The following is a 23,042-nucleotide window of genomic DNA, read 5'->3' as shown; positions in this document are numbered from 1 at the left end:
CGGCCCGGCCCCGCGGCCCGTTACGCGAACTGGCCGGGCCGGTAGTCGCCGGCGGGCTGCTGGATCATGACGTTCCCGCGGTTGAAGGCGTTGATCAGCGCGATGCAGCACACCAGGGCGGCGAGCTGCTCCTCGTCGTAGTACTTGGCGGCGTTCGCCCAGCACTCGTCCGTGACCCCGCCGGCCGCGTCGGCGATGCGCGTGCCCTGCTCCGTCAGTTCCAGGGCGGCGCGCTCGGCGTCGGTGAACACCGTCGCCTCCCTCCAGGCCGCGACCAGGTTGAGCCGTACGGAGGTCTCGCCCGCGGCTTCCGCGTCCTTGCTGTGCATGTCGGTGCAGAAACCGCAGCCGTTGATCTGGCTGGCGCGGAGCTTCACCAGTTCCTGCGTCGCGAGCGGCAGCGTCGATTCCGCGAGCGGCCTGCCCGCGGCCACGATGTGCTTCATGAACTTGGCCGAGACCGGGCTGGCGTAGAGGTTCAGACGGGCTTCCATGATGTGCTCCCTGCGTCGTTTCCCGTGGGTACACCTCATTGACGGAACGGCCCGCCACGATGTGACCGACCCTGATGTGACCTGCGTCTCCCTCCGGCGCCGCCGTGGCCGGGGCCCGCGCCGGGCGGAACGGCAGGACGGCCGGCCCCGCGCATACGACACCACCCCTCCCGGTCGCGGAGATCACGATGAGGTGACCGGACGACCCGGAGGGGTGGTGTCGTGGGTGTGCTCGAAGCGGGCGCGCACGTCGTAAACGCGTGCGGAAAAACGATCAGCCGGATCCGACGAAGAGCACGAGCAGCAGCCAGACGACCGGAGCCGTCGGGAGCAGGGAGTCCAGCCGGTCCATGATGCCGCCGTGGCCCGGGAGCAAGGTGCCCATGTCCTTGATGCCCAGGTCCCGCTTGATCATGGACTCGCCGAGGTCACCGAGCGTGGCGCTGGCCGCGACCGCGAGGCCGAGGATCAGACCCTGCCACCAGGTGCCGTCGTCGATCAGGTACTGCATGCACAGCGCACCCGCCGCCATCGCGAACGTGACCGCTCCGAACAGACCCTCGCGGGTCTTTCCGGGGCTGATCCGCGGAGCCAGCTTGTGCTTGCCGAAGCGCCAGCCGACGGCGTACGCGCCCGTGTCGCTGACGACCGTCAGCAGCAGGAAGGTCAGCACGCGGCGCGGGCCGTCGTCGGCCGTGAGCATCATGGCCACGAAGGTCGCCAGGAACGGTACGTAGAAGGCCGCGAAGACCCCCGCCGTGACGTCCTTGAGGTAGCCCTCGGGTGGTTCGGTCATCCGCCAGACCAGGACGGCCAGCGCGGTGAGCGCCATGGCCACCCAGGCGCCCTCGGCACCGCGCACGTACCCGGCGACGACCATGGCGGCCCCGCCGAGCGCGAGCGGCACGAGGGGCGCCTTGATGCCCTTGCGCTCCTCCAGCCGTGAGGTGAGCTCCCAGAGCCCCACCACCACGGCGACCGCTATCACTCCGACGAAGACGGCCTTGACGACGAACAACGACGCGACGATGACCGCGCCGAGCCCGACGCCCACTCCTATGGCCGCGCCCAGGTCGCGTCCCGCACTCTTCTTCTGAGGTGCGGGGGCGGGCTCGGGTGCGGCGCTGGGCATGGGCTCCTGCGGGCTCTGCGGGTCGTGCGACGGATCCCCGTAGGGCGCCGTCGACGGCGTGTCGTTGTGGACCGGGGGGCCGCTCAGCCGAGCGGCCCCCCGGTCGTCATCCTGGTCTCCGCCATGAGCGGGTACGTCGGGCGCGGTGGGCATGGGCCGAGTGTGCTGCGCGTCATGCGCATCGTACGTGGGACCCGCCGGGGCCGCCCCCTGGGCAGGCCCCTGCTCGGACGGCCCCCAGTACCCGGCTTGCGGCGGCGCCCCCCAGGAAGAGTCGTTCATCAGACTTCGAGAAGTTCCGCTTCCTTGTGCTTCAGGAGCTCGTCCACCTGGGCGACGTACTTCGCCGTGGTGTCGTCGAGTTCCTTCTCCGCACGGCGGACCTCGTCCTCGCCGGACTCCTTGTCCTTGACGAGCTTGTCGAGGGCGTCCTTGGCCTTGCGGCGCACGGCGCGGATCGAGACCTTGGCGTCCTCGCCCTTGGTCCGCGCGACCTTGATGTAGTCCTTGCGGCGCTCTTCCGTCAGCTCGGGGAACGTCACCCGGATGATGTTGCCGTCGTTGCTGGGGTTGACGCCCAGGTCGGAGTCGCGGATCGCCTGCTCGATGTTGCGCAGCGCGCTCTTGTCGAACGGGGTCACCACGGCCATGCGCGGCTCCGGAACGGAGAACGAGGCCAGCTGGTTGATCGGCGTCAGCGCGCCGTAGTAGTCGGCCACGATCTTGTTGAACATCGCCGGGTGCGCACGGCCGGTGCGGATCGCGGCGAAGTCCTCCTTGGCGACCACGACGGCCTTCTCCATCTTCTCCTCGGCCTCGAGGAGGGTCTCTTCGATCACCACTTGCTCCTGCGTGTCTTGAAGTAGGCCCGGCTGCTGTTTCCTCGTCGGTTCGGCGGCCGGCTGCGTCGCGTCTTGTTCCTGCACGGTTCCGGACCGGCAGGACATTGTCCATCCCCCGGCCGGGGTCCGTCCGGGTCCGGAAGGCGTATCCGGTCCTGGCCGTTCCCCGTCAGGCTCGGCCGCTCTGGTCGCCCACGAGTGTGCCGATCTTCTCACCCTTGACGGCCCGCGCGATATTGCCCTCCGCCAGGAGTTCGAAGACCAGGATCGGCAGCTTGTTGTCCCGGCACAGCGTGATGGCGGTCATGTCGGCGACCTTGAGGTCCCGGGTGATGACCTCGCCGTAGCTGAGCGAGTCGAACTTGACCGCCTCGGGGTTGGTCTTCGGGTCGGAGTCGTAGACACCGTCCACGCCGTTCTTGCCCATGAGGAGCGCCTCGGCGTCGATCTCCAGGGCGCGCTGGGCGGCGGTGGTGTCGGTGGAGAAGTACGGCATGCCCATACCGGCGCCGAAGATGACCACACGGCCCTTCTGCAGGTGCCGCACGCCGCGCAGCGGGATGTACGGTTCCGCGACCTGGCCCATGGTGATGGCGGTCTGGACGCGGCTGTCGATGCCCTCCTTCTCCAGGAAGTCCTGGAGGGCGAGGCAGTTCATGACGGTGCCGAGCATGCCCATGTAGTCGGAGCGCGCCCGGTCCATGCCGCGCTGCTGGAGCTCGGCCCCGCGGAAGAAGTTGCCGCCGCCGATGACGACGGCGATCTGGGCGCCGCCGCGCACGACGGCCGCGATCTCGCGGGCGATCTTGTGCACCACGTCGGGGTCGACGCCCAGTCCCCCGCCACCGGCGAACGCCTCGCCGGAAAGCTTCAGCAGGAAGCGGCCTGCGCCCTTGCCGTCGTCGCTCTTCTCGCCGTTTCCGGCCTGGGTGGTGGTCATGGAGATCTCCTCATGGTGCACATACGAAGAAGGCCATTGCCGGTGGGGTGTGTTCGCATCCCATGCTCGGCAATGGCCTCCTCGTCAGATCTGCTGTCGTCCGGCACACACGCGTGAGTGCCGGCGTACGCGGACGACTGCTGTCGACCCTATCGGGGTCGCGCGTCGATCGCTGTACGGACTCAGATGCCGACCTTGATGCGCGAGAAGCGCTTCAGGGTGACACCGGCCTCGTCCAGAACCTTCTGGACGGACTTCTTGTTGTCGAGCGCGTACGGCTGACCGAGGAGGGTGGCCTCCTTGAAGAAGCCGTTGACGCGACCCTCGACGATCTTGGGGAGGGCGGCCTCGGGCTTGCCCTCGGCGCGGGTGGTCTCCTCGGCGACGCGACGCTCGGTCTCGACGACCTCGGCCGGAACGTCCTCACGGGAGAGGTACTTCGGCGCGAAGGCGGCGATGTGCTGCGCGATGCCCTTGGCGAGGTCGGCGTCGGCCTTGTCCAGCTCGACCAGAACACCGATCTGCGGGGGCAGGTCGGGCATGGTGCGGTGCATGTACGAGGACACGAACGCGCCGGAGAACTGGGCGAAGCGGTCCAGGACGATCTTCTCGCCCAGGTTGGCGTTGGCCTCGTCGACGAACGCCTGAACCGTCTTGCCGGGCTCGATCTCGGAGCCGAGCAGCGCCTCGATGTCGGCCGGCGACGTCTTGACGACGTGCTGGGCGATCTCGTTGGCGACGGCCTGGAACTTCTCACCCTTGGCGACGAAGTCCGTCTCGCACTTCAGCTCGACCAGGACACCGGAGGTGTTGTCGTCGGCGATGATGGAGACCACGGCGCCGTTCTCGGCGGAGCGGCCCTCGCGCTTGGCGACGCCCTTCTGGCCCTTGATCCGCAGCGCCTCGACGGCCTTGTCGACGTTGCCGTCGGCCTCGTCCAGCGCCTTCTTGCAGTCCATCATGCCGGCGCCGGTGAGCTCGCGGAGCTTCTTGACGTCAGCGGCGGTGTAGTTCGCCATGATTCCTGGAGTCTCTCTCGAAGTCTGAAGATCTACGGGCGGAACGGCGGGGGCTTCGTGCGCCCCCGCCGTTCACAGACCCGAAGGGGTGAGGGGTCAGGCCTGCTCGGCGTCCGCGGCGGGGGCCTCGGCCGGAGCCTCGGCGGCGGCCTCGGCCGGAGCCTCGGCCTGCTCGGCGTCGGCGACCTTCTCCGTCTCGGCGGAGGTCTGGACCTCGGCGTCGTCGGCCTTCTTCTCGCCCTCGAGCAGGTCGCGCTCCCACGCGGCGAGCGGCTCGCCCGCGGCCTTGTCGCCCGCGGCCTTGCCGGCGCCGGAGCGGGCGATGAGGCCCTCGGCGACGGCGTCGGCGATCACGCGGGTGAGCAGGGTGACGGAGCGGATCGCGTCGTCGTTGCCCGGGATCTTGTAGTCGACCTCGTCGGGGTCACAGTTGGTGTCGAGGATGGCGACGACCGGGATGTTGAGCTTCCGGGCCTCACCGACCGCGATGTGCTCCTTCTTGGTGTCCACGATCCAGACGGCGCTGGGCACCTTCTGCATCTCGCGGATACCGCCGAGGGTCTTCTCCAGCTTGGCCTTCTCGCGCGAGAGCACGAGAAGCTCCTTCTTGGTGAGACCCGAGGCCGCGACGTCCTCGAAGTCGATCTGCTCGAGCTCCTTGAGGCGCTGCAGACGCTTGTAGACGGTGGAGAAGTTGGTGAGCATGCCGCCCAGCCAGCGCTGGTTGACGTAGGGCATGCCGACGCGGGTGGCCTGCTCGGCGATGGCCTCCTGCGCCTGCTTCTTCGTACCGACGAACATGACCGTGCCGCCGTGAGCGACGGTCTCCTTGACGAACTCGTAGGCGCGGTCGATGTACGACAGCGACTGGAGCAGGTCGATGATGTAGATGCCGTTGCGCTCGGTGAAGATGAAGCGCTTCATCTTCGGGTTCCAGCGACGGGTCTGGTGACCGAAGTGGACGCCGCTTTCCAGCAGCTCCCGCATCGTGACGACGGCCATGGCCGTTCTCCTCGGTTTTCTCGGTTGTGCCGCGTGTGCCGGACGGCACTCGCGCCTGACGCCCGCGACGCGCCTTGCCACAGAGGACCGAGAGGCGCTGACACCGGTTGTACGACCAGATGTCGGGGCGTGCGAAGTCGACCCGATGACCCGGGTCGCCTCCAGAAGTGTACGGGACCCGGGAGGGACCGGGTGACGTCGCTGTCCACAACCGGCCGGTACTCCACAGATCCCGGCCATGATCCGCTCGATGCGGGACGGTTCCCGCATGCGAGTGAACCGATGTGCGCGTATGTGGCGCGTGGTCCTGCCGTGCCTGGCCGTGGCCGTCCTGTGCGCCCCGCCCCCGCCCGCGCTGGCCCGGGGCGCGGGCCCCGCTCCGGCGGTCCCGCTCCCCCCGCCGGCGGCCGACCCCTCCGTGCCCGCACTCGCCCGCGCCTGGCCCGTGGGGGTCCGGCCGTCCGTCGTACGGGGCTGGGAGCCGCCGGCGACGGTCTACTCCCCGGGGCATCGCGGTGTCGACCTCGCGGCCGCCCCGGGTTCCCCGGTGCGGGCCGTCGCGCCCGGCCGGGTGTTCTTCGCGGGCCGGGTCGCGGACCGCGGGGTCGTCTCGGTGGAGCTGTCGGGCACGGGGGCGCCCCCGCTGCGGACGACGTACGGCCCGGTGCGGGCATCGGTTCACGAGGGCGACGAGGTCCTCGCGGGCGAGACCGTCGGCACCCTGGAGGCGGGGGGCGCGCACTGCGGGCCGACGGCCTGTCTGCACTGGGGGCTGCTCAGAGGAACGGCCTACCTGAACCCGCTGTCCCTGCTCCCTCCGTGGCTCCTGGACACGGGCCCGTCCCGCCTGCTGCCGCTCACCCCGTCGGCACCGGGCACACGTCCCTGACACCCCCGCAGGGCGAAGGACCCGCGCCGGGACGGGCCGGGGGACGGGAACTCCCACCGAGGACGACGGCCCGGGGCCCGGCAGGGTGGGGCACCGGGCCGGAGAAGGCGGTCCGGCACGCGAACCCGCACCGGGAGGGGCGGCCCGGCTGGGCGAGGGGCTCACATCGGGGACATGGTCCGGCGTGGGCGGGGGCGCTCACAGCGAGGGCGGCGGCCCGGCGGGACGCGGTCCGGGGGCGAGGCACCGCGGCGAGGGCGACGGTCCAACGGGGCGGGAGCCCGTGGCCGAGGCGGCGGGAGCCCGTGGCCGAGGCGGCGGGAGCCCGCACGACCAGGACGGCGGGAGCCCACGTGGCGGGGCGGCGGGAGCCGCGGGCCGGGGCGGCGGGGCTTCAGCCCCGGACGCCTCGCAGGGCCATCGCCACGGCCGCCTCCGTGATCGCGGAGGAGTCCTCGGCGGCGCCCAGCTCGATGCGCCGCACCGCGGCGTCCACCACTCCCTGGAGGAGCATCGCGGCCAGCCTCGGCTCCGCGTGCCCCATCTCGGCGAGCGCCTCACCGATCATCGCGACCAGCCCGCCGTGCGCGGCCCGGATCTTCTCCCGGGCGCCCGCGTCGAGTTCGCTGGCGGAGATGGCGACCACGGCCCGGTGCCGCCGGTCGCCGACCAGGGCCAGCTGACTGCGGACGTAGGCCTCGACCGTGGCCTCGGGACCGTCCGCCACGGCCATGGCGGCCGAGACCTCGGCCGCCCAGACGGGGAAGTCGACCTCGCACAGCTCCTCGACGACGGCCGCCCTGGACCGGAAGTACTCGTACACGGAGGAGCGCGCGAGCCCCGTGCGCTCGGCGAGCGCGGGGAAGGTCAGCGCCTCCGTCCCGCCCTCGGACAACAGGGACCGCGCCGCGTCCAGCAGGGCGGCTCGCTGCATCGACCGGTGCTCGGCCACGGAGGCCGCTCGAATCCTTGGCACGTCAACCACTGTACGGACGTGGCGCCACGGACGGGAACCACTCCGCCGACCCGGCCGCGGCGGCGTCCGCCGCGGCACTCCCGCCGCCGGGACGGCACGGCGGCACCGCCCCGCATCACGGCGCCGCTCGGCTCAGCGCCCGAAACCGGCCAGCTTGGCGCGCAGCTGGAGCACCGACTTGGTGTGGATCTGGCTCACCCTGCTCTCGGTCACCCCGAGCACATTGCCGATCTCCGCGAGCGTGAGTCCTTCGTAGTAGTACAGCGTGACCACGGTCTTCTCCCGGTCGGGCAAGGTGTTGATCGCCCGGGCCAGCAGTCTCCGCAGCTCCCGGTCCTCGGCCACCTCGACCGGATCGTCGGCGGCGGTGTCCTCCAGCGTGTCCATCAGGCTCAGCCGGTCGCCGCCCTCGCCGCCCACGTGCAGCAGCTCCTCCAGAGCGACCACGTTGGCCAGCGACAACTGGCTGAACACCGTGTGGAGTTCCTCCACTCCGATGCCCATCTCGGCGGCGACCTCGCCCTCCGAGGGGGTGCGCCGCAGCCGCGCCTCCAGCGTGGCGTAGGCACGCTCCACGTTGCGCGCCTTCTGCCGCACCGACCGCGGGATCCAGTCCAGCGCACGCAGTTCGTCGATCATGGCACCGCGGATGCGGGTGATCGCGTACGTCTCGAACTTGATCTCCCGTTCGATGTCGAACTTCTCGATCGCGTCGATCAGCCCGAACACCCCCGACGAGACGAAGTCGGCCTGCTCGACATTGGCCGGCAGCCCCACGCTGACACGGCCCGCCACGTACTTCACCAGCGGCGAGTAGTGCAGGATCAGCTGCTCCCGCAGTCGCTCGTCACCGGTCGACTTGTACGACCGCCACAGCTCGTCGAGCGTCGAGGGCGCGGGCGGGCGCACGCTGCCGCCGTCGCGGGCGGCTGGCGGGATCGCCGTCCGGTCGGACCCGGAGGTGTGCTGGGGCATTCGTCGCCTTGTGCCGTTCTGCCGTGGACTGGGATTGCCTGGGCGCCCTGTCGGCCTCATGCCGAGATCGCGTCACGTGCTTCGGATTCTTGTGAGCGTAGCGTGACTGGGCTGTCGCAGTGTGCGAAGGGTGGGCTGTCACCCGCACGCGAAACCTTTCCCCGGGACGTCTCCCGGAGTCACCACGGTCGCCCTGCGTGACCGTCGGGAGTCGCCAACTGCGAGGATTCCCAGGCGTGTCGGCGTTCCCCCGGACGGCCGAACACGCTCGGTCAGCATCTCTCCCGATCACCTCGGACGGGGGCCGTCGCCTGGCGTGTCAACTTCCAGCCGTCGCCATGTCGTTCGACGAATCCAAGTGCCCGGAGTTCGTACAGTCTCCCGACCGCGTCGTCCGGGCTGGTCGCAGCCCGCCGGGCGATCTCCTCGATCCCGGCCTGATCCCGCGCCGGCAGGGCGGCCAGGACACGTCCCGCACCCGGCTCCAGCAGATCGCGCGGCAGCACGGGGCCACGCCGCTCCGGGGCCAGCTCCCCCATGTCGCCCACCAGTTCGGCGACTTCCGCGGCGTCGGACACGAGGACCGCTTCCCCGCGCAGCAGTTCGTGCACCCCGGCCGACAGTCCGCTGGTGACGGGTCCCGGCACGCCCATCGTGAACCTGCCCAGCCGCTGTGCCGCGCGGGCGGTGACGAGCGCTCCGCTGCGGTAGGCCGCCTCGACGACCACGGTGCCCCGGGTGAGCGCCGCGATGACCCGGTTCCGGAGGATGAATCTGCTCGGCGTCGGGTGCTCTCCCGGTGGCAACTCGCCCACCACGAGCCCCTGTTCCGCGATCCTCGCGATCAGCTGGGCGTGTCCGCGCGGATAGGGCCGGTCGACGCCGCAGGCGAGCACCGCCACGGTGGCACCGCCCGCGCCGAGGGCGCCCCGGTGCGCGGCACCGTCGATGCCGTAGGCACCGCCGGACACCACCACCCAGCCCCGCTCCGCGAGCCCGGCGCCGAGGACGGCGGCCATGTGCGCGCCGTACTCCGTACAGGCACGGGCGCCGACGACGGCGACGGACCGCAGCGCCCACAGCCGCAGGCCGGCCCGCCCCCGCACCCACAGCCCGACGGGCCGGGAGTCCCCCAGGTCGTCGAGCTGCGCGGGCCATTCGGGTTCGCCGGGACAGACGAACCTCACCCCGGCGTCCCGGGCGAGGGCGAGGTCGCGCTCCGGGTCGGCCCGCGCCGCCCTGGCCCGCAGTCCCGCCCACCTTCCGTCGGTCATCCCCCGCGGCTGCCCCAGGTCCCCGTACAGCCACCGGACCGCTTCCGGGGCCCCGACCTCCCGGATCCAGCGCCCGCAGACCTCGTCACCCGGTTCGACGACCCGGGACAGCATGACGCGGGCTCCGCGCTCGGCGGCCGTCACGCCGGCGAGCCGATCGCCATCGGCACCCCGCGCGGGATGCCGGTACGCAGCTGGAGCGCCAGGGCGACGTCCCCGGCGTCGGGCCGGTCGTGTCCCGACAGGTCCGCGACCGTCCACGCGACCCGGAGCACCCGGTCCAGCCCCCGGGCCGTCAGCAGCCCGCGCTCCAGACCCCGCTCGGCCTCGTCCATCGCTCCCGCCCGCGCCTGCCAGCGGCCGCGCAGCTCGCGCCCCGGCACCTCGCTGTTGGTGCTCCAGGGGGTCCCCTTCAGGCGCTCGGCGGCCCGCTCACGGCCGGCGAGCACCCGGTCCGCGACCGTCCGCGTCGACTCACCGCGCGCGCCGCGCGCGGTGAGTTCGGCCCGGGTGACCGGCTCGACGTCCACCCGCAGGTCGACCCGGTCGAGCAGCGGTCCGGAGAGCCTCGCCTGATAGCGGCGGATGACGGAGGGCGGGCAATCGCAGAAGTCGTTCGTCGTGCTGAAGCGCCCGCAGGGGCAGGGGTTGGCGGCCAGCACCATCAGGAACTTGGCGGGGAACCGTACGACACCGGCGCTGCGCGCGATCACCACGTGCCCCGCCTCCAGCGGCTGCCGCAGGGCGTCCAGCACGAAGCCGCTGAACTCCGGCGCCTCGTCCAGGAAGAGCACGCCGCGATGCGACAGGGACACCGCGCCGGGCCGGGCGAGCCCCTTGCCGCCGCCGACGAGCGACTGCATGGTCGCGGAATGGTGGGGTGCGCAGTACGGCGCGACGTCCACCAGCGGTTTGCCGGGCGGCAGCAGGCCCGCGACGGAGTGGATCGCCGTCACCTCCAGGGATTCCTGGCGGGTGAGACGCGGCATGATCAGCGGCATCCGCTCGGCGAGCATCGTCTTGCCCGCGCCCGGCGGCCCCTGGAGGAAGACGTGGTGACCTCCGGCCGCCGCCACCTCCATCGCGGTGCGCGCCGAGAGCTGGCCGACGACGTCGCCGAGGTCGTGGCCCCGGTCGTGTTCCGGCGCGGAGACGCCGCACAGGCCGGTGGCCTCGCCCGTGCCGGGCAGGCGCAGGCCCGCCGACAGCGGGTCCGGGCGGCCCCGCTCGTCCGGATCCTCCTCGGGCACCGGTTCGTCCGCCAGCACCGCGATCAGCTGGCGCAGGCTGCGGACCCCGAGCACCGAGACGCCCGGCACGAGCGAGGCCTCGGCCGCCGCGCACTCCGGCACCACCACCTGTTCGTAACCGGCGTCCGCCGCGGCGAGGACCGCCGGCAGGATGCCCCGGACCGGCCGCACCCGGCCGTCGAGCCCCAGCTCCCCGATCATCACGATGTCGGCGAGCACACGCGGATCGATCCGCTCCGCGGCGCCGAGGACCGCCGACGCCACGGCGAGGTCGAAACCCGAACCGCCCTTGGGCACGGAGGCCGGGCTCAACCCCACCGTCAGCTTCTTCTGCGGCCAGGAGGCGCCGGAATTGACCACCGCCGCCCTGACCCGGTCCCGGCTCTCGGTCAGGCTCTTGTCGGGGAGGCCGACCAGCGTGAAGGCGGCGATGCCCGGCTCCAGGTCGGCCTGGACCTCGACGACGACGCCCTCCACGCCCACCAGGGCCACCGAGCACGTACGTGCGAATCCCATCAGGCCGCCCCCCGCGCGTGCTCGACCACGGGCGCGCCGCGTTCGGGGATCAGGACGCCGATCAGGTCGATGCGGACACCGCCGGGCGGGGCTCCACCGTGTTCCTGGAGCCAGCGTTCGGCCAGGCCGCGCAGTCGGCGCGCCTTGGCCGGTGTGACGGCCTCCATCGGATGCTGGAACGCGCCCGCCCTGCGGGTCTTGACCTCACAGACGACCAGCGCGTCGCCGTCCCGGGCGACGATGTCGATCTCGCCGGTCCGGTCACAGCGCCAGTTGCGGGCCAGAACCGTCATGCCGGCCCCGGCCAGCCGTCGTGCGGCCAGTTCCTCGCCGTAGGCGCCCAGTGCGTTGCGTGCCTCGGATGTCTTCATGTCGGCACCACCTCCGGCACCGACACTGAGGCCACACCGCTCAGCTGTTGGATCTTGGTGGACGAGCGGGTGACTGTGGAGAACTCCGTCACCCGTACGAGTCACCATCACGATCGCCGCCGACCCGGCGGGCACACGTGCACGGGCCGACCGGCCGACGGGAGGTCCCGGCCCGGGGACCTCCGCCCCCCTCCTCCGGCCCGTCGGCCTCCGGCCCGTCAGTCCCCGGCCCCTCGGCCCCCGGCCCGGCCGCCCGGGCCTCAGCCGCCCGGCAGCTCCAGATCGCTCTTGTTCAGCTCCTCGATGTTCACGTCCTTGAATGTAAGGACGCGCACCTGTTTCACAAAGCGGGCGGGCCGGTACATGTCCCACACCCAGGCATCCGCCATGGAGACCTCGAAGAACACCTCGCCCTGGACCGAGTGCACCTGCATCTCGTAGTCGTTGGTGAGATAGAAGCGCCGCTCGGTCTCGATCACATATTTGAACAGACCGACGACATCGCGATACTCCCGATAGAGCTTCAGCTCCATCTCGGTCTCGTACTTCTCGAGGTCCTCGGCGCTCATGGCATGTTCCCCTTCAGCCGTGCGTCCCCCTATTGTGCGTCAGCCCCGGGAGCCCCTAGACGATTTCCGTGTCGAGGACCTCGGGCGTGGCCGGGGGACCCTCGTCGAGCACCCTGCGCAGCAGCCCGGCGAGCTTGGTCGGATACACCGTCTCATGCGCCTCGGCCAGTTCCCGGCACGTCCACCAGCGCGCTCCGGCGACGCTGCGCCGCTCCAGCTCCGTCAGCCCCGTGGCCGCCGTCGCGGTCTGGGTGGTACGGGCCAGGAAGTACCACTCGTCCTGGTCCCAGCGCCTCCCGGCGAACGGGAACGAGCAGACCCGCCGCCACAGCACGGGGCCCAGGTCGACCTCGGTGATCCCGGTCTCCTCGACGAGTTCCCGCAAAGCCGCCTGTTCACGTGTCTCGTCGCCCTCCACTCCGCCGCCGGGCGTGAACCACCAGTCGTCGGAGGGATCGCCCGGCTCGTGGCCGTGCAACAGCAGGACACGGTCCTGCGGGTCGAGCAGCACGACCCGGGCGACCTTGCGCAGCCCGCCCCGGCCGGAGCCCTCGTCCGGGCCCGCCGCGTCAGCGGGCACCGGCGGACTCCGTGCGGGCGCGGGACCGCCCGGCCAGCTTGGCGACCGGCCCGTACGCCGCTCCGCCGAGCACCAGCACGGCGCCGGCGATCACCAGGGCGATCATCGTGGGCAGCGGACCGGGCTGGGACAGGGCACCGAGCGTCTTGAAGCCGTCGGGGCGGGCGAGCATGCCGTTCATGGGCCAGGCGACGGCTTCGACCCGGGCCTTGACGGCCCCGCGGGCCACGGTGCCCTGCGCCGCGTCCGTCAGGTGCGCGGTGGAGTCCAGGGAGCCCCGCCGCTCGTCGCCCAGCAGGAACAGCCGGCCCGCGGGGACCTTGACGGTCGGGAAGCCCGTGAGCTCGGCGAGGCTGCCCTTGGGCAGATACGATTCGTCGATCTGCTTGCCGTTGACGGTCAGCTTGCCGTCGGTGCAGCAGGCGACGGTGTCGCCGCCGACGGCGACCACGCGCTTGACCACGGACGAGCCCGTGACCCAGGTCTTGTCGTCGAAGACGACGACGTCACCGCGGCGGACCTCGCTCCCGTCGACGCGCTGCGCCAGCACCCGGTCACCGATCTTGATCGTCGGGGCCATCGAACTCGTGGGCACGGTGTACGGCCGGTAGACCAGCGCCGCCCAGACGAATCCGCCCAGGAACAGCACCAGACCCAGTGCGACGGCCAGCCCGGACAACCGCTGTCCGGTCCTGCTCCCCACCGGGGCCTTGCCTGTGCCGCCGCTGCGCGGGGCCGTACGTGTTGCGCTCTCGCCACCCATGGGCCCGCACCTTACCCGGGGGTACGGTCCGAGGTCAGCCCCCTCCGGATCACGATCGCCGGAGCGGACCGGATCCGGGTGCCCGTGCCGGGAACGAACGGGGCCGGCCGCCCCGGACGTGTCCGGAGGGGCCGGCCCCGAGGCCGTGTGACGGGCTCAGTCGTCCTTGGACGCCCTGCGCCTGCGGCGCACCAGCACGAGCGGCGCGGCCCCCAGGAGGGCCACGGCGCCCGGAGAGGTGACCGCGGCGGCCGCCTGGGCGCTCAGACCGGGCTGGTCGAAGGTGTCCGGGACCGGGAGGGTGCCCCAGCGGCTGATGGGCCAGGCCTTGACGATGGCACGGCCGACGACCTCGTTCACCGGCACCATGCCGTGGTGCTCGTCCGCCTGGTTGTAGCGCGAGTCCCGCGAGTTCTGGCGGTGGTCGCCCATCACCCAGATCATGCCCTTGGGGACCTTGACCTTGAACTGACCGCCGTCCTCGTCCTGGCTGCACGGGGTGTTCCCGGCGTACACGTACGACGACTCGTTCAGCGCCTTGCCATTGACCTTCAGCGGGCCGGTGCCGTTGCATTCGACGGTGTCACCGGCGACGCCGATGACCCGCTTGATGAGGTCCTTCTCCTCGGCGGACGGCATCAGGCCGATCCAGCTGAGCACCGTCTGCAGGGCGTTCGGGTTGGCCGTGGGCTCGCCCGCCAGCCAGTTGTCCGGGTCGTGGAAGACGACGACCTCGCCCCGCTCCGGCTCGGAGCCGAACCACGGGGTCAATTTGTCGACCAGGACACGGTCGCCCTGCTGGAGGGTGTTCTGCATCGAGTCCGAGGGAATCGAGAACGCCTGCACCAGGAAGGTCTTGATGATCAACGCGAGGACCAGAGCGATGCCGATCAGGATCGGCAGCTCCTTCCAGAAGGAGCGCTGCTTCTTGGGGGACTTCGGGTCCTGTCCGGAACGCCCGGTCGAGGCGTCACCGCCCTCGGAGCCGTCCCCGGAATCCGAGCCGGGGTCTACGGCCGGGGCAGCCGCATCCTCGGGCCTTTCCGGCTGCCCTTCGGGCCCTTCGTGCCCAGAGCGCGCGCCGACCGCCACATCCCCCACATCCACTCCTCACTCCGTGCCGCCGCCCGTGCCGTATTCGGCGCAGGCCCACCACTCCCATAACGAGCGGGAGTTCCGCAGGGCTCGGGAGCGGGATCAATCCGTCTGGATCCGCAGAGCCCACCCTATGCGACAGAGCTGGAGCGGAAGCCGACCCTCCGGGCGCGTCGGACACCGTCGAGAAGGTGTTCGGCTCCTGCAACCGGGTCCAGTGGCCGATGGGCCATCCGATGACCATCGCCCGGCCCACGACCGAGTCCTCGGAGACGGTTCCGCTGAACTTGTCGGTGCGGTGGTACCGGGAGTCCGCGGAGTTGCCCCGGTGGTCGCCCAGCACGAACAGCCGGCCCGCGGGCACCTTCACCTCGAAGGCGAAGTCCGACGGTTTGTCCCCGGCGTAGATGTACGGCTCGGTCAGGGGGGTGCCGTTCACGGTCACCCGGCCCTCGGCGTCACAGCACTTGACCGTGTCCCCGCCGAGACCGACGACCCGCTTGATCAGGTCCTTCTCGTTGTCGGAGGGCAGCAGACCGATGAAGGTCAGCCCCTCCTTGAACTGTTTGACGACCACGGGGTCGTTCTTCTTCTGGGTCTCCTCGGCGGTGAGCCAGCCTCCGGGGTCCTTGAAGACGACGACGTCACCGCGCTTGGGCTGGGAGCCGAACCAGGGGGTGAACTTGTCCACCAGGACGCGGTCGCCGATCTGGATCGTGTTCTCCATGGAGCCCGAGGGGATCACGAAGGCCTGGACGAGGAACGTCTTGAGGACCAGGGCTATCAGCACGGCGACACCGACGAGGAGGGGTATCTCCTTGACCGCCGAGCGGCGCCTGCGCCGCTTGATCTTGCGCGCGAGCTTTCGGCGCTCGACCCGGCTGGGCCGGGCCGCGCCTCCCGCGGCGCGCCGGGACCCGGTGGGCAGCAGGTTGTCGGCGGCGCTGGCGGAGACCCCGCGCGCGCGTCCGCGGTTACCCATGGGCACCCCCGGTGGCCGGCACACCCGCGTACGCGCCGGAACGCGTCAGCCGGGTCCAGTGGCCCACGGGCCAGGCGATCCAGTCGGCCCTGCCGATGACGTCGCCGACGGGGACCATGCCGCCGCCGGGCGAACCCAGGTGGTCACGGGAGTCGCGGGAGCGGCTGCGGTGGTCCCCCAGGAGGAACAGGGACCGCTCGGGCACGACGATGTCGAAGGGCACCTCGGAAGGGCTGTCGCCCTGATAGAGAAATGTCGACTCGTCGACCGATCGGCCGTTCACTTCGAGTCTCCCCTCCTTGTCGCAGCAGACCACGTGGTCTCCCTCTACCCCGACGACGCGTTTGACGTAGTCCGCGTTCCCGAAATAACCGGTGCCGTCGAAGACGACGACATCGCCCCGCTGCGGCTCGGAACCGAAACGGTACGCCAACTTGTTTACGAGAACGCGGTCCCCGATCCTCAATCCGGACTCCATGGAGCCGCTGGGAATTTCGAACGGCTGCATCACGAAGCGGCTGACCAGCAGCAGAAAAACCAGACAGACCAGCACCGTCAGGGTGATCCGGCCCCCGGGGAGCCAGTCGGCGACCTTGCCGGGGAACGCAGAACGCGACCGTTCCTCCGGCCCCGCTGTGTCCGAGATCTCCTCGGAAGCGGAAGGGCGGGAGGAGCGGTCGCGCTCCACGGGCTGTGCTTCGGTGTCCATCGGGGCCAGATGCTATCCGGCCTGTCCGAGACACCTTCTTACCGGCTCGGTCACCGACGGGTGACCGCGACGGCGCGAGCTCAGTTGTCGCGCTTCTCCTTGATCTTCGCGGCCTTGCCGCGCAGCTCACGGAGGTAGTACAGCTTGGCGCGACGGACGTCACCACGGGTGACGAGCTCGATCTTCTCGACGATCGGGGTGTGCACCGGGAAGGTGCGCTCGACGCCGACGGAGAACGAGACCTTGCGGACCGTGAAGGTCTCGCGGACACCGGAGCCCTGGCGGCGGATGACTACGCCCTTGAACTGCTGCACACGGGAGCGGTTGCCCTCGATGACGCGGACGTGGACGTTGACGGTGTCACCCGGGCGGAAGGCCGGGATGTCGGTGCGCAGCGAGGCGCCGTCGACGGAGTCGAGCAGGTGCGACATTTTGTCTGCTTTCTTCGCTGATGCCACAGGTCATCAACGGGAGAGAGGTTCGAAGAGGATGCTGTCTCGTCGGGACGGGCGTCGTGTCCCCCTGTGGCAGGGGCGCACGCCGGACGACGTAGAGCAGCGGCCTATTCTTCCACGGCCTCGGGTCTGCACCAAAATCGGCCGTCGGGGGCCGGTCGCCAGCCCAGGATCGAGAGCATCTCGCGGTCCTTCTTGTCGAAGGCGGAGGCGTCACAGCGTTCGATGAGGTCGGGCCGGTTCGCCGCCGTACGGCGCAGGGCCTCGTCGCGGCGCCAGCGGGCGATCTTCCCGTGGTGGCCGCTGACCAGCACGTCGGGGATCTCGCGGCCGCGCCACCGCGGGGGCTTGGTGTACACCGGGCCCTCCAGGAGGTTGGCCATGGCTCCGGGGGCGAACGAGTCGTCCCGGTGGGACTCGGCGTTGCCGAGGACTCCCGGCAGCAGCCTGGCCACGGCCTCGGTGACGACGAGGACGGCCGCCTCGCCGCCGGCGAGGACGTAGTCGCCGATGGACACCTCGTAGACGGGCATCCTGGTGGCGTACTCGTCGATGACACGGCGGTCGATGCCCTCGTAGCGCGCGGGCGTGAAGACCAGCCAGGGGCGTTCGGAGAGCTCGACGGCGAGTTCCTGGGTGAACGGGCGTCCACTGGGGGTGGGGACCACCAGGACGGGCCCGTGGGCGCCCGACTCGTACCCGTCCGCCAGGGCGGAGTCCAGGGCCTCGCCCCAGGGCTCGGTCTTCATGACCATGCCGGGGCCGCCACCGTAGGGCGTGTCGTCGACCGTGTTGTGGCGGTCGTACGTCCAGTCCCGCAGATCGTGCACGTGCACGTTCAGCTGCCCGCGCGCGCGGGCCTTGCCGACGAGCGAGACGTTCAGGGGCTCCAGGTACTCGGGGAAGATCGTGACCACGTCGAGCCGCATCAGGCACCGGTCCCCGGGGTGTCCTCGCCGTCCTCGGCGGAGCCGTCCTCCGCGTCCCGGGCGGAGGCGACCTCCGCCCGGTCGTCGATCAGTCCGGGCGGCGGGTCGATGACGGCCCGCTGCTCCTCCAGGTCGATCTCGACGACGATCTCCTCCACGAACGGGATCATCACCTCGGTCCCGTCCGGGCGCTCCACCACGAACAGGTCCTGCGAGGGCAGGTGCGAGATCTCCGTGACGCGTCCGACCTCGACGCCCTCCGTGGTGACCACGTCCAGGTCCATCAGCTGGTGGTCGTAGTACTCGTCCGGGTCCTCCGGCGTCTCGTCCGGGTCGACCTCGGCGATCAGCAGGGTGTTGCGCAGGGCCTCGGCGGCGTTGCGGTCCCGCACGCCCGCGAAGCGCAGCAGGAGACGGCCGCTGTGGACACGGCCCGTCTCGACGGTCAGTGGTCCGGCGGAGGCCGGATCGGTGAGCAGGACGGCACCGGGGCCGAGCCGGAGTTCCGGCTCGTCGGTGCGGACCTCCACGGTGACCTCGCCCTTGATGCCGTGGGCACGGCCGACGCGAGCGACTACCAGCTGCACTGTGCTTGATCTCCTGTCGTGTGCCGACGGCGATGCTTCTCGGACGACCGCGGGGCGCGGCCGTCAGGGGGCGTGGGGCCCGCGCGGTCCGGGCCGCGCGGACGGCTTCACAGACGACTACGGGCCGGGGACGGCTCGTAAGCCCTCCCCGGCCCGAGCCGGTGTGCCTGCTACGTCAGCGGACGTGGTCCACGTCGACGAGGTCGACGCGGACACCGCGGCCGCCGATGGCGCCCACGACGGTGCGCAGAGCGCGCGCGGTGCGGCCGTTGCGGCCGATCACCTTGCCGAGGTCGTCGGGGTGGACCCGGACCTCGAGAACGCGCCCGCGGCGCAGGTTGCGCGAGGCGACCTGCACATCGTCGGGGTTGTCGACGATGCCCTTCACGAGGTGCTCGAGAGCCTCCTCGAGCATGCTCAGGCCTCGGTCGACTCGGACTCGGCCGCGGCCTCGTCCTTCTTCTCAGCCTTCTTCTTCTGGGTGATGGCCTCACCCTTGCCCGTGTCCTCGCCGCCGAGGGCGTCGAAGGACGGGCGCGCGGCCTTCGGCTCGGCGACGAGCAGCGGAGCCGGGGCCGGCAGGCCCTTGAACTTCTGCCAGTCACCGGTCAGCTTCAGGATGGCGAGCACGGGCTCGGTCGGCTGCGCGCCGACACCCAGCCAGTACTGCGCACGGTCCGAGTCGACCTCGATGCGCGAGGGGTTCTGCACCGGGTGGTACAGGCCGATCTCCTCGATGGCCCGGCCGTCACGGCGGGTACGGGAGTCGGCGACGACGATGCGGTAGTGAGGCGAACGGATCTTGCCCAGACGCTTCAGCTTGATCTTGACTGCCACGGAAGTGGTGTCTCCTGGTCTTGACGGGGTTGGGCACGCAGAGATGGCCGCGTGGGGTTGCGGTACCCGAGTGCCCGATGGACGCGTCAGCCGGAGGAGAGAGGGGTCCTATGCGGCTGTCGAGTACAGCTAGCCATTCTGCCACATCCTGCGGTCCGCCCGGACCGAGGGTGCCCGAGCCCCGACCGGACGGGCGCACGCCTGACGGGCACCCGGCGTTCCGGGTGCCCGTCGGGCAGAGGGCGGCGCGGACCGGCCGGCGGGACGCCGGAGAGGTGCCGCCCGCGCGCACTCGTGCCTCCTGAATTCCCCCACCCGCTCCGGTGCGGTGGGGGAGGCACGACTGCTCACGGGCCGCGCGGACTCGTCCGGCATCCACGAGACGCCGGTGGAGCGCGCCTCAGCCGGCCGCCGCCCCGACCACCTCCGGGATCCGGAAGGGCTTGCCGCACCCTCCGCACACGATCGGCGCCTGCGCGAGGACGGACGGGACCACGCGCACGTTGCGCCCGCAGTCGCAGACGGCCTTGACGCGGACACCTCCCCCGGAGGAGCCGTGGCGGGCGGCCGGGCCGCGGAACGAACGGGCGGTGTCCGCGGACGTGGCGGCCGTGTGGGCCTTCAGCGCGCGCTGGAGCCGCTCGATGGTCGGGCGGTAGCGGCGCTTCGCCTCGGGGTTGAGCGTGACCAGGGAGAAGCCGCTGCTGGGATGCGGCTCCTCGGGATGGTCGAGGCCCAGTTCCTCGGCGATCGCCAGGAATCTGCGGTTGTGATAACGGCCGGCGCGCGAGGTGTCGCGGACTCCTCGGGCGGCGGCGATGCCGTGGACTGCTTCGTGAAGCAGTCGTTCGAAGGAGAGCTCGTGTCCGCAGGCGGACGACGATTCCCCGATCAGGGACTCTGGCGCGGCAAGATCGGGCAGTTCGGGGTGGTGCCGCTGAATGTCGGCCCACGCGCCTGCCAGCTCTGCGGCGAGAACAGGTGGTGTCGTGCTCACGTAATGACAACGAGCGGGAGTGCCTCCGTGTTCCTATTACGGGGCATCCCAAATAATTTGCACGTACCCGTCAGTTGTCACTGATGCGTCCCGACGAGGGCGGGTGCGCTGATCTGCGGAGAAGCATCGCAGCTCGTACCAAGGCGGTACGTAGGCACACGTACGCCCCGGCGCGTAGACGACATCCGCACACCGGGACACCTGGGGCCGGCGGATGCGCAAGAGGTGTTTCGGCCGCCCTGCGCTCCCGCTCAGTAGGCGCGGGCGACGACGGCGACGTTACCGGGTGCGTCGTCGGCGTCGGGCACCGACCCGTCCTCGGCGACCAGACACCGTACGGTCACCGCGTGCTCGGCGAGCCTGGCCTCGCCCTCTTCGCCGAGGTCGGCCCAGGGGATGCGCGCCCAGCCGCCCGCCACGGCGGCCTCCACCGCCGCGCCGACGGTCGACACGTCCGACGTACGGGACTCGCGGCGCTCGCGGGACTGCCTCAGGAGCAGCGCCTGGTCCTCCTCGAGGACGGCGGGGAGCAGCGCCGCCGGCGCGTCGAGGGCCACCGGCTCCTTGCTCCCGGGAATGCGGCGGACCAGCGTCGCCGTGCCGTTCTCCAGGTCGCGGGGGCCGATCTCGACCCGTACGGGGACGCCCTTGAGCTCCCAGTCGACGGCGCGGCGCCCGAACGGGGTGTCCGTACGGTCGTCGACCTGGACCCGCACACCGGCCGCCGTCAGCCGGTCGCCGATCTCGCGGACCTTGGCCAGAACCGCCTCGTCCCCCTTGATCGCGAGGACGACGGCCTGTACGGGGGCGAGCCGGGGCGGGACCCGCAACCCGCTGTCATCGCCGTGCGACATGATCAGGCCACCCACCATGCGGGTCGAGGCTCCCCAGGAGGTCTGCCAGACGAGTTCCTGCCGCCCCTCCTTCGACAGGTACCGCGTGCCGAACGCCCTTGCGAAGTTCTGCCCGAGCTCGTGACTGGTGCCCAGCTGGAGCGCCTTGCCGTCGCCCATCATCCCTTCGAGGGTGAGGGTGTTGACGGCACCGGCGAACCGCTCGCTCGCCGTCTTCCGGCCAAGGACGACATCGATGCCGAGGACGTTCACCATGAAGTCGGCGTACACCTCCTCGTGGATGTGCGCGGCGTAGTCCCGGGCGTCCTCGTAGGTGGCGTGCGCGGTGTGGCCCTCCTGCCAGAGGAATTCGGTCGTCCTCAGGAACACCCGCGGGCGCATCTCCCAACGGACCACGTTCGCCCACTGGTTGATCAGCAGCGGCAGATCGCGGTAGCTCTGCACCCACTTGGAGAAGTACTCGTTGACGATCGTCTCGGAGGTGGGGCGGACGACGACCGGCTCCTCCAGCTCCTTGCCCCCGCCGTGCGTGACGACGGCGAGTTCGGGGGCGAAGCCCTCGACGTGCTCCGCCTCCCGGGTCAGGTACGACTGCGGGATGAACAGCGGGAAGTACGCGTTCCGGGCACCCGCCTCCTTGATGCGGGCGTCCATCTCCTGCTGCATCCGCTCCCACAGCCCGTACCCGTACGGACGGATGACCATGGTGCCGCGCACCGGCCCGTTGTCGGCGAGCTCGGCCTTGTTGATCAAGTCCTGGTACCAGCGCGGGAAGTCGTCCGCCCGGGGCGTGAGAACGGATGCCTTTGCCATGCGGGTGATGCTACGGGGCCACGTTGCCGGTATGTGAATTCTTGTGCCTTTCGCGGCCTGGGCGCAAACGGGCCCTCGAGACCCCTGGACGGCACGTCGAGGGCGGAGTTACCTGACATACGGGGGGAGTGCGGGCCTCGCGCACGGGGGCGGAGGAAGGGGGCCCGGCGGCAACTCTCGGCGGATTGGGGCACTTTCTATGACACCTACGCTCGTGCGGCAGCACCTTCCTCATGCGGGCCCACCGCCCCGCGCGGACCGGGGCGCACGCGCGCGTGACTGGGCCGAGATCCAGGAGCGGATGCTGGTGCCGCTCTACGAGGCCGTCTACGAGCGGCTCGAAGTGGGCGGCGGGACGCGGCTGCTCGGGCTCGGCTGCGGATCCGGGCTCGCCCTGCTGATGGCGGCCTCCCGCGGCGCCGCGGTCACGGGTGTCGACCCCTCGTCACCCGAACGGCTGACCCTCGCGCGGGAACGTCTGCTGCCGCGGGAAGGGGACACCGGCCCGCGCGCCGAGGCCCGGATCGTGGCCGGGTCCCCCGGGGACACGGTGGCCGCGGGAGACCCGGCCTACACCCTGGTGACCGCGTTCGAGCCGATCGGGTGCGTGGCCGGCGACTCCGAGGGGCTGGGTTCGCTGCTCGCGCAGGCGGCACCGCTCGCCCGCCGGGGAGCGGCCGTGGTGCTGGTCGGATGGGGGCCGCCGGAGCGGTGCGCCACCTCGGCCGTGCTGCGGGTGGCCACCAAGCTGGCCGACCCCCTGCGCGGTGCGGCGAGCTGGCGTGCAGCCTGCCGGGACGACCTGGAGGAGGTCGCCCAGCGGGCCGGGCTGCGGCCGGACGGCTCGGGCCGGGTGGCCTGCCCGTTCGGCTACGCCGATGTGGACAGCGCCGTGCGCGGGCTGCTCTCCACGGGCCTGTTCGACGCCGCGGTCGAGGCAACCGACCAGGACCAGGTCGACAAGGAGGTGGCCGAGGCGCTGCATCCGCATCTGCGGCGGGACGGGACCGTCTGGATGCCGAACGTGTTCCGGTATCTGATCGCCCGGACGCCCTGAGGCCGGTCCCGTACGCCCTGGGATCGGTGGGTCGGGGCCGTGCCGGTGCATCAGCCCGTCGCCGTCGGGTGAGGCGTGAGCGTCGGTGGCGACGGGCATCGATGTACCGGCACGGCCCCTCACGCCGGGTCCCGG

General features: G+C 71.2%; 25 protein-coding genes and 1 pseudogene. 2 read left to right on the top strand and 24 right to left on the bottom strand.

Annotated features, from left to right (window positions below):
- Positions 1-20: 20 nt before the first annotated feature.
- The 6 genes from CW362_RS07610 to rpsB form a co-directional block, all read right to left on the bottom strand.
- A complete protein-coding gene (locus tag CW362_RS07610; RefSeq protein ID WP_103548592.1) occupies positions 21-494 on the bottom strand; it encodes a carboxymuconolactone decarboxylase family protein in 474 nt (157 codons plus the stop codon).
- A 274-nt stretch (positions 495-768) separates the two neighbouring features.
- Complete coding sequence (locus tag CW362_RS07605) at positions 769-1,908, bottom strand: phosphatidate cytidylyltransferase (protein WP_103548591.1); 1,140 nt, start codon at positions 1,906-1,908, stop codon at positions 769-771.
- Complete coding sequence (gene frr / locus CW362_RS07600) at positions 1,908-2,465, bottom strand: ribosome recycling factor (RefSeq protein ID WP_037625129.1); 558 nt, start codon at positions 2,463-2,465, stop codon at positions 1,908-1,910. The genes CW362_RS07605 and frr overlap by 1 nt, the downstream gene beginning before the upstream one ends.
- Before the next feature lie 172 nt (positions 2,466-2,637).
- A complete protein-coding gene (pyrH, locus tag CW362_RS07595) occupies positions 2,638-3,408 on the bottom strand; it encodes a UMP kinase (protein ID WP_103548590.1) in 771 nt (256 codons plus the stop codon).
- A gap of 182 nt (positions 3,409-3,590) precedes the next feature.
- Complete coding sequence (gene tsf / locus CW362_RS07590) at positions 3,591-4,427, bottom strand: translation elongation factor Ts (RefSeq protein WP_037625126.1); 837 nt, start codon at positions 4,425-4,427, stop codon at positions 3,591-3,593.
- A gap of 96 nt (positions 4,428-4,523) precedes the next feature.
- Positions 4,524-5,429 carry a 30S ribosomal protein S2 gene (gene rpsB / locus CW362_RS07585; RefSeq protein ID WP_037625124.1) on the bottom strand — a complete coding sequence of 302 codons (906 nt, stop codon included), beginning with the start codon at positions 5,427-5,429 and terminating at the stop codon, positions 4,524-4,526.
- Positions 5,430-5,697: 268 nt separating this feature from the next.
- On the opposite strand from rpsB, the gene CW362_RS07580 reads away from it, so the two are divergent.
- Positions 5,698-6,318 (top strand): murein hydrolase activator EnvC family protein, encoded by a 621-nt coding sequence (locus CW362_RS07580; protein WP_240657712.1) that lies wholly within the window; start codon positions 5,698-5,700, stop codon positions 6,316-6,318.
- 394 nt (positions 6,319-6,712) lie between these two features.
- On the opposite strand, the gene CW362_RS07570 is transcribed toward CW362_RS07580, so the two are convergent.
- The 18 genes and pseudogenes from CW362_RS07570 to proS all read right to left on the bottom strand — a co-directional run bounded on the left by CW362_RS07570 (position 6,713) and on the right by proS (position 21,850).
- On the bottom strand, positions 6,713-7,270 hold the full coding sequence (locus CW362_RS07570; protein WP_103548587.1) for a TetR/AcrR family transcriptional regulator: 558 nt from the start codon (positions 7,268-7,270) through the stop codon (positions 6,713-6,715).
- 156 nt (positions 7,271-7,426) lie between these two features.
- A complete protein-coding gene (gene whiG / locus CW362_RS07565; protein ID WP_103548586.1) occupies positions 7,427-8,269 on the bottom strand; it encodes an RNA polymerase sigma factor WhiG in 843 nt (280 codons plus the stop codon).
- 272 nt (positions 8,270-8,541) lie between these two features.
- Positions 8,542-9,657, bottom strand: coding sequence for a DNA-processing protein DprA (dprA, locus tag CW362_RS07560; RefSeq protein ID WP_103548630.1), 1,116 nt, complete (start codon positions 9,655-9,657; stop codon positions 8,542-8,544).
- Between the two features lie 26 nt (positions 9,658-9,683).
- Entirely contained in the window at positions 9,684-11,309 is a 1,626-nt protein-coding gene (locus CW362_RS07555; protein ID WP_103548585.1) for a YifB family Mg chelatase-like AAA ATPase, read from the bottom strand.
- Positions 11,309-11,680 (bottom strand): YraN family protein, encoded by a 372-nt coding sequence (locus CW362_RS07550; RefSeq protein ID WP_240657711.1) that lies wholly within the window; start codon positions 11,678-11,680, stop codon positions 11,309-11,311. The genes CW362_RS07555 and CW362_RS07550 overlap by 1 nt, the downstream gene beginning before the upstream one ends.
- Positions 11,681-11,940: 260 nt before the next feature.
- Complete coding sequence (locus tag CW362_RS07540; protein WP_003965949.1) at positions 11,941-12,249, bottom strand: DUF2469 domain-containing protein; 309 nt, start codon at positions 12,247-12,249, stop codon at positions 11,941-11,943.
- 55 nt (positions 12,250-12,304) lie between these two features.
- Positions 12,305-12,829 (bottom strand): NUDIX hydrolase, encoded by a 525-nt coding sequence (locus CW362_RS07535; RefSeq protein WP_103548584.1) that lies wholly within the window; start codon positions 12,827-12,829, stop codon positions 12,305-12,307.
- Positions 12,819-13,592, bottom strand: a complete 774-nt coding sequence (gene lepB / locus CW362_RS07530; protein WP_103548583.1) for a signal peptidase I — start codon at positions 13,590-13,592, stop codon at positions 12,819-12,821. Before lepB (CW362_RS07530) ends, CW362_RS07535 begins: the two co-directional genes overlap by 11 nt.
- 156 nt (positions 13,593-13,748) lie before the next feature.
- Positions 13,749-14,693, bottom strand: coding sequence for a signal peptidase I (gene lepB / locus CW362_RS07525; RefSeq protein WP_103548582.1), 945 nt, complete (start codon positions 14,691-14,693; stop codon positions 13,749-13,751).
- Positions 14,584-15,669, bottom strand: a pseudogene (lepB, locus tag CW362_RS07520) (signal peptidase I); the annotation flags it as partial. The gene lepB (CW362_RS07525) and the pseudogene lepB (CW362_RS07520), both read right to left, overlap by 110 nt.
- Positions 15,662-16,378, bottom strand: coding sequence for a signal peptidase I (lepB, locus tag CW362_RS07515; RefSeq protein ID WP_103548581.1), 717 nt, complete (start codon positions 16,376-16,378; stop codon positions 15,662-15,664). The gene lepB (CW362_RS07515) and the pseudogene lepB (CW362_RS07520), both read right to left, overlap by 8 nt.
- A gap of 80 nt (positions 16,379-16,458) precedes the next feature.
- Positions 16,459-16,809 (bottom strand): 50S ribosomal protein L19, encoded by a 351-nt coding sequence (rplS, locus tag CW362_RS07510; protein ID WP_037625104.1) that lies wholly within the window; start codon positions 16,807-16,809, stop codon positions 16,459-16,461.
- 131 nt (positions 16,810-16,940) lie between these two features.
- Entirely contained in the window at positions 16,941-17,762 is an 822-nt protein-coding gene (gene trmD, locus CW362_RS07505) for a tRNA (guanosine(37)-N1)-methyltransferase TrmD (protein ID WP_103548580.1), read from the bottom strand.
- Positions 17,762-18,349 (bottom strand): ribosome maturation factor RimM, encoded by a 588-nt coding sequence (rimM, locus tag CW362_RS07500; RefSeq protein WP_103548579.1) that lies wholly within the window; start codon positions 18,347-18,349, stop codon positions 17,762-17,764. The genes trmD and rimM overlap by 1 nt, the downstream gene beginning before the upstream one ends.
- Before the next feature lie 175 nt (positions 18,350-18,524).
- A complete protein-coding gene (locus CW362_RS07495; protein WP_003973401.1) occupies positions 18,525-18,764 on the bottom strand; it encodes an RNA-binding protein in 240 nt (79 codons plus the stop codon).
- Between the two features lie 2 nt (positions 18,765-18,766).
- Positions 18,767-19,186 carry a 30S ribosomal protein S16 gene (gene rpsP / locus CW362_RS07490; protein ID WP_103548578.1) on the bottom strand — a complete coding sequence of 140 codons (420 nt, stop codon included), beginning with the start codon at positions 19,184-19,186 and terminating at the stop codon, positions 18,767-18,769.
- A 400-nt stretch (positions 19,187-19,586) separates the two neighbouring features.
- A complete protein-coding gene (locus CW362_RS07485; protein WP_037625093.1) occupies positions 19,587-20,183 on the bottom strand; it encodes a hypothetical protein in 597 nt (198 codons plus the stop codon).
- Positions 20,184-20,434: 251 nt separating this feature from the next.
- The gene (proS, locus tag CW362_RS07480; RefSeq protein ID WP_103548577.1) at positions 20,435-21,850 is read right to left on the bottom strand and encodes a proline--tRNA ligase; all 1,416 of its coding nucleotides are present in this window, start codon (positions 21,848-21,850) and stop codon (positions 20,435-20,437) included.
- A gap of 199 nt (positions 21,851-22,049) precedes the next feature.
- Between proS and CW362_RS07475 the strand changes: the two genes are divergently transcribed.
- Entirely contained in the window at positions 22,050-22,907 is an 858-nt protein-coding gene (locus CW362_RS07475) for an SAM-dependent methyltransferase (protein ID WP_103548576.1), read from the top strand.
- Positions 22,908-23,042 lie beyond the last annotated feature (135 nt).

The organism is Streptomyces populi, assembly GCF_002911015.1.
Classification (GTDB): domain Bacteria; phylum Actinomycetota; class Actinomycetes; order Streptomycetales; family Streptomycetaceae; genus Streptomyces; species Streptomyces populi.
Note: the sequence above shows the minus strand (reverse complement) of the source record. Positions and strands in the feature narration are given on the sequence as shown.

Excerpts from the sequence above, each read along its gene's own strand:
- CW362_RS07610 (WP_103548592.1), bottom strand. The coding sequence starts at position 494 with ATGGAAGCCCGTCTGAACCTCTACGCCAGCCCGGTCTCGGCCAAGTTC.
- CW362_RS07605 (WP_103548591.1), bottom strand. The coding sequence starts at position 1,908 with ATGAACGACTCTTCCTGGGGGGCGCCGCCGCAAGCCGGGTACTGGGGG.
- pyrH (WP_103548590.1), bottom strand. The coding sequence starts at position 3,408 with ATGACCACCACCCAGGCCGGAAACGGCGAGAAGAGCGACGACGGCAAG.
- tsf (WP_037625126.1), bottom strand. The coding sequence starts at position 4,427 with ATGGCGAACTACACCGCCGCTGACGTCAAGAAGCTCCGCGAGCTCACC.
- rpsB (WP_037625124.1), bottom strand. The coding sequence starts at position 5,429 with ATGGCCGTCGTCACGATGCGGGAGCTGCTGGAAAGCGGCGTCCACTTC.
- CW362_RS07580 (WP_240657712.1), top strand. The coding sequence starts at position 5,698 with ATGCGAGTGAACCGATGTGCGCGTATGTGGCGCGTGGTCCTGCCGTGC.
- whiG (WP_103548586.1), bottom strand. The coding sequence starts at position 8,269 with ATGCCCCAGCACACCTCCGGGTCCGACCGGACGGCGATCCCGCCAGCC.
- dprA (WP_103548630.1), bottom strand. The coding sequence starts at position 9,657 with ATGCTGTCCCGGGTCGTCGAACCGGGTGACGAGGTCTGCGGGCGCTGG.
- CW362_RS07555 (WP_103548585.1), bottom strand. The coding sequence starts at position 11,309 with ATGGGATTCGCACGTACGTGCTCGGTGGCCCTGGTGGGCGTGGAGGGC.
- CW362_RS07550 (WP_240657711.1), bottom strand. The coding sequence starts at position 11,680 with ATGAAGACATCCGAGGCACGCAACGCACTGGGCGCCTACGGCGAGGAA.
- CW362_RS07540 (WP_003965949.1), bottom strand. The coding sequence starts at position 12,249 with ATGAGCGCCGAGGACCTCGAGAAGTACGAGACCGAGATGGAGCTGAAG.
- lepB (WP_103548583.1), bottom strand. The coding sequence starts at position 13,592 with ATGGGTGGCGAGAGCGCAACACGTACGGCCCCGCGCAGCGGCGGCACA.
- lepB (WP_103548581.1), bottom strand. The coding sequence starts at position 16,378 with ATGGACACCGAAGCACAGCCCGTGGAGCGCGACCGCTCCTCCCGCCCT.
- rplS (WP_037625104.1), bottom strand. The coding sequence starts at position 16,809 with ATGTCGCACCTGCTCGACTCCGTCGACGGCGCCTCGCTGCGCACCGAC.
- trmD (WP_103548580.1), bottom strand. The coding sequence starts at position 17,762 with ATGCGGCTCGACGTGGTCACGATCTTCCCCGAGTACCTGGAGCCCCTG.
- CW362_RS07495 (WP_003973401.1), bottom strand. The coding sequence starts at position 18,764 with ATGCTCGAGGAGGCTCTCGAGCACCTCGTGAAGGGCATCGTCGACAAC.
- proS (WP_103548577.1), bottom strand. The coding sequence starts at position 21,850 with ATGGCAAAGGCATCCGTTCTCACGCCCCGGGCGGACGACTTCCCGCGC.
- CW362_RS07475 (WP_103548576.1), top strand. The coding sequence starts at position 22,050 with ATGACACCTACGCTCGTGCGGCAGCACCTTCCTCATGCGGGCCCACCG.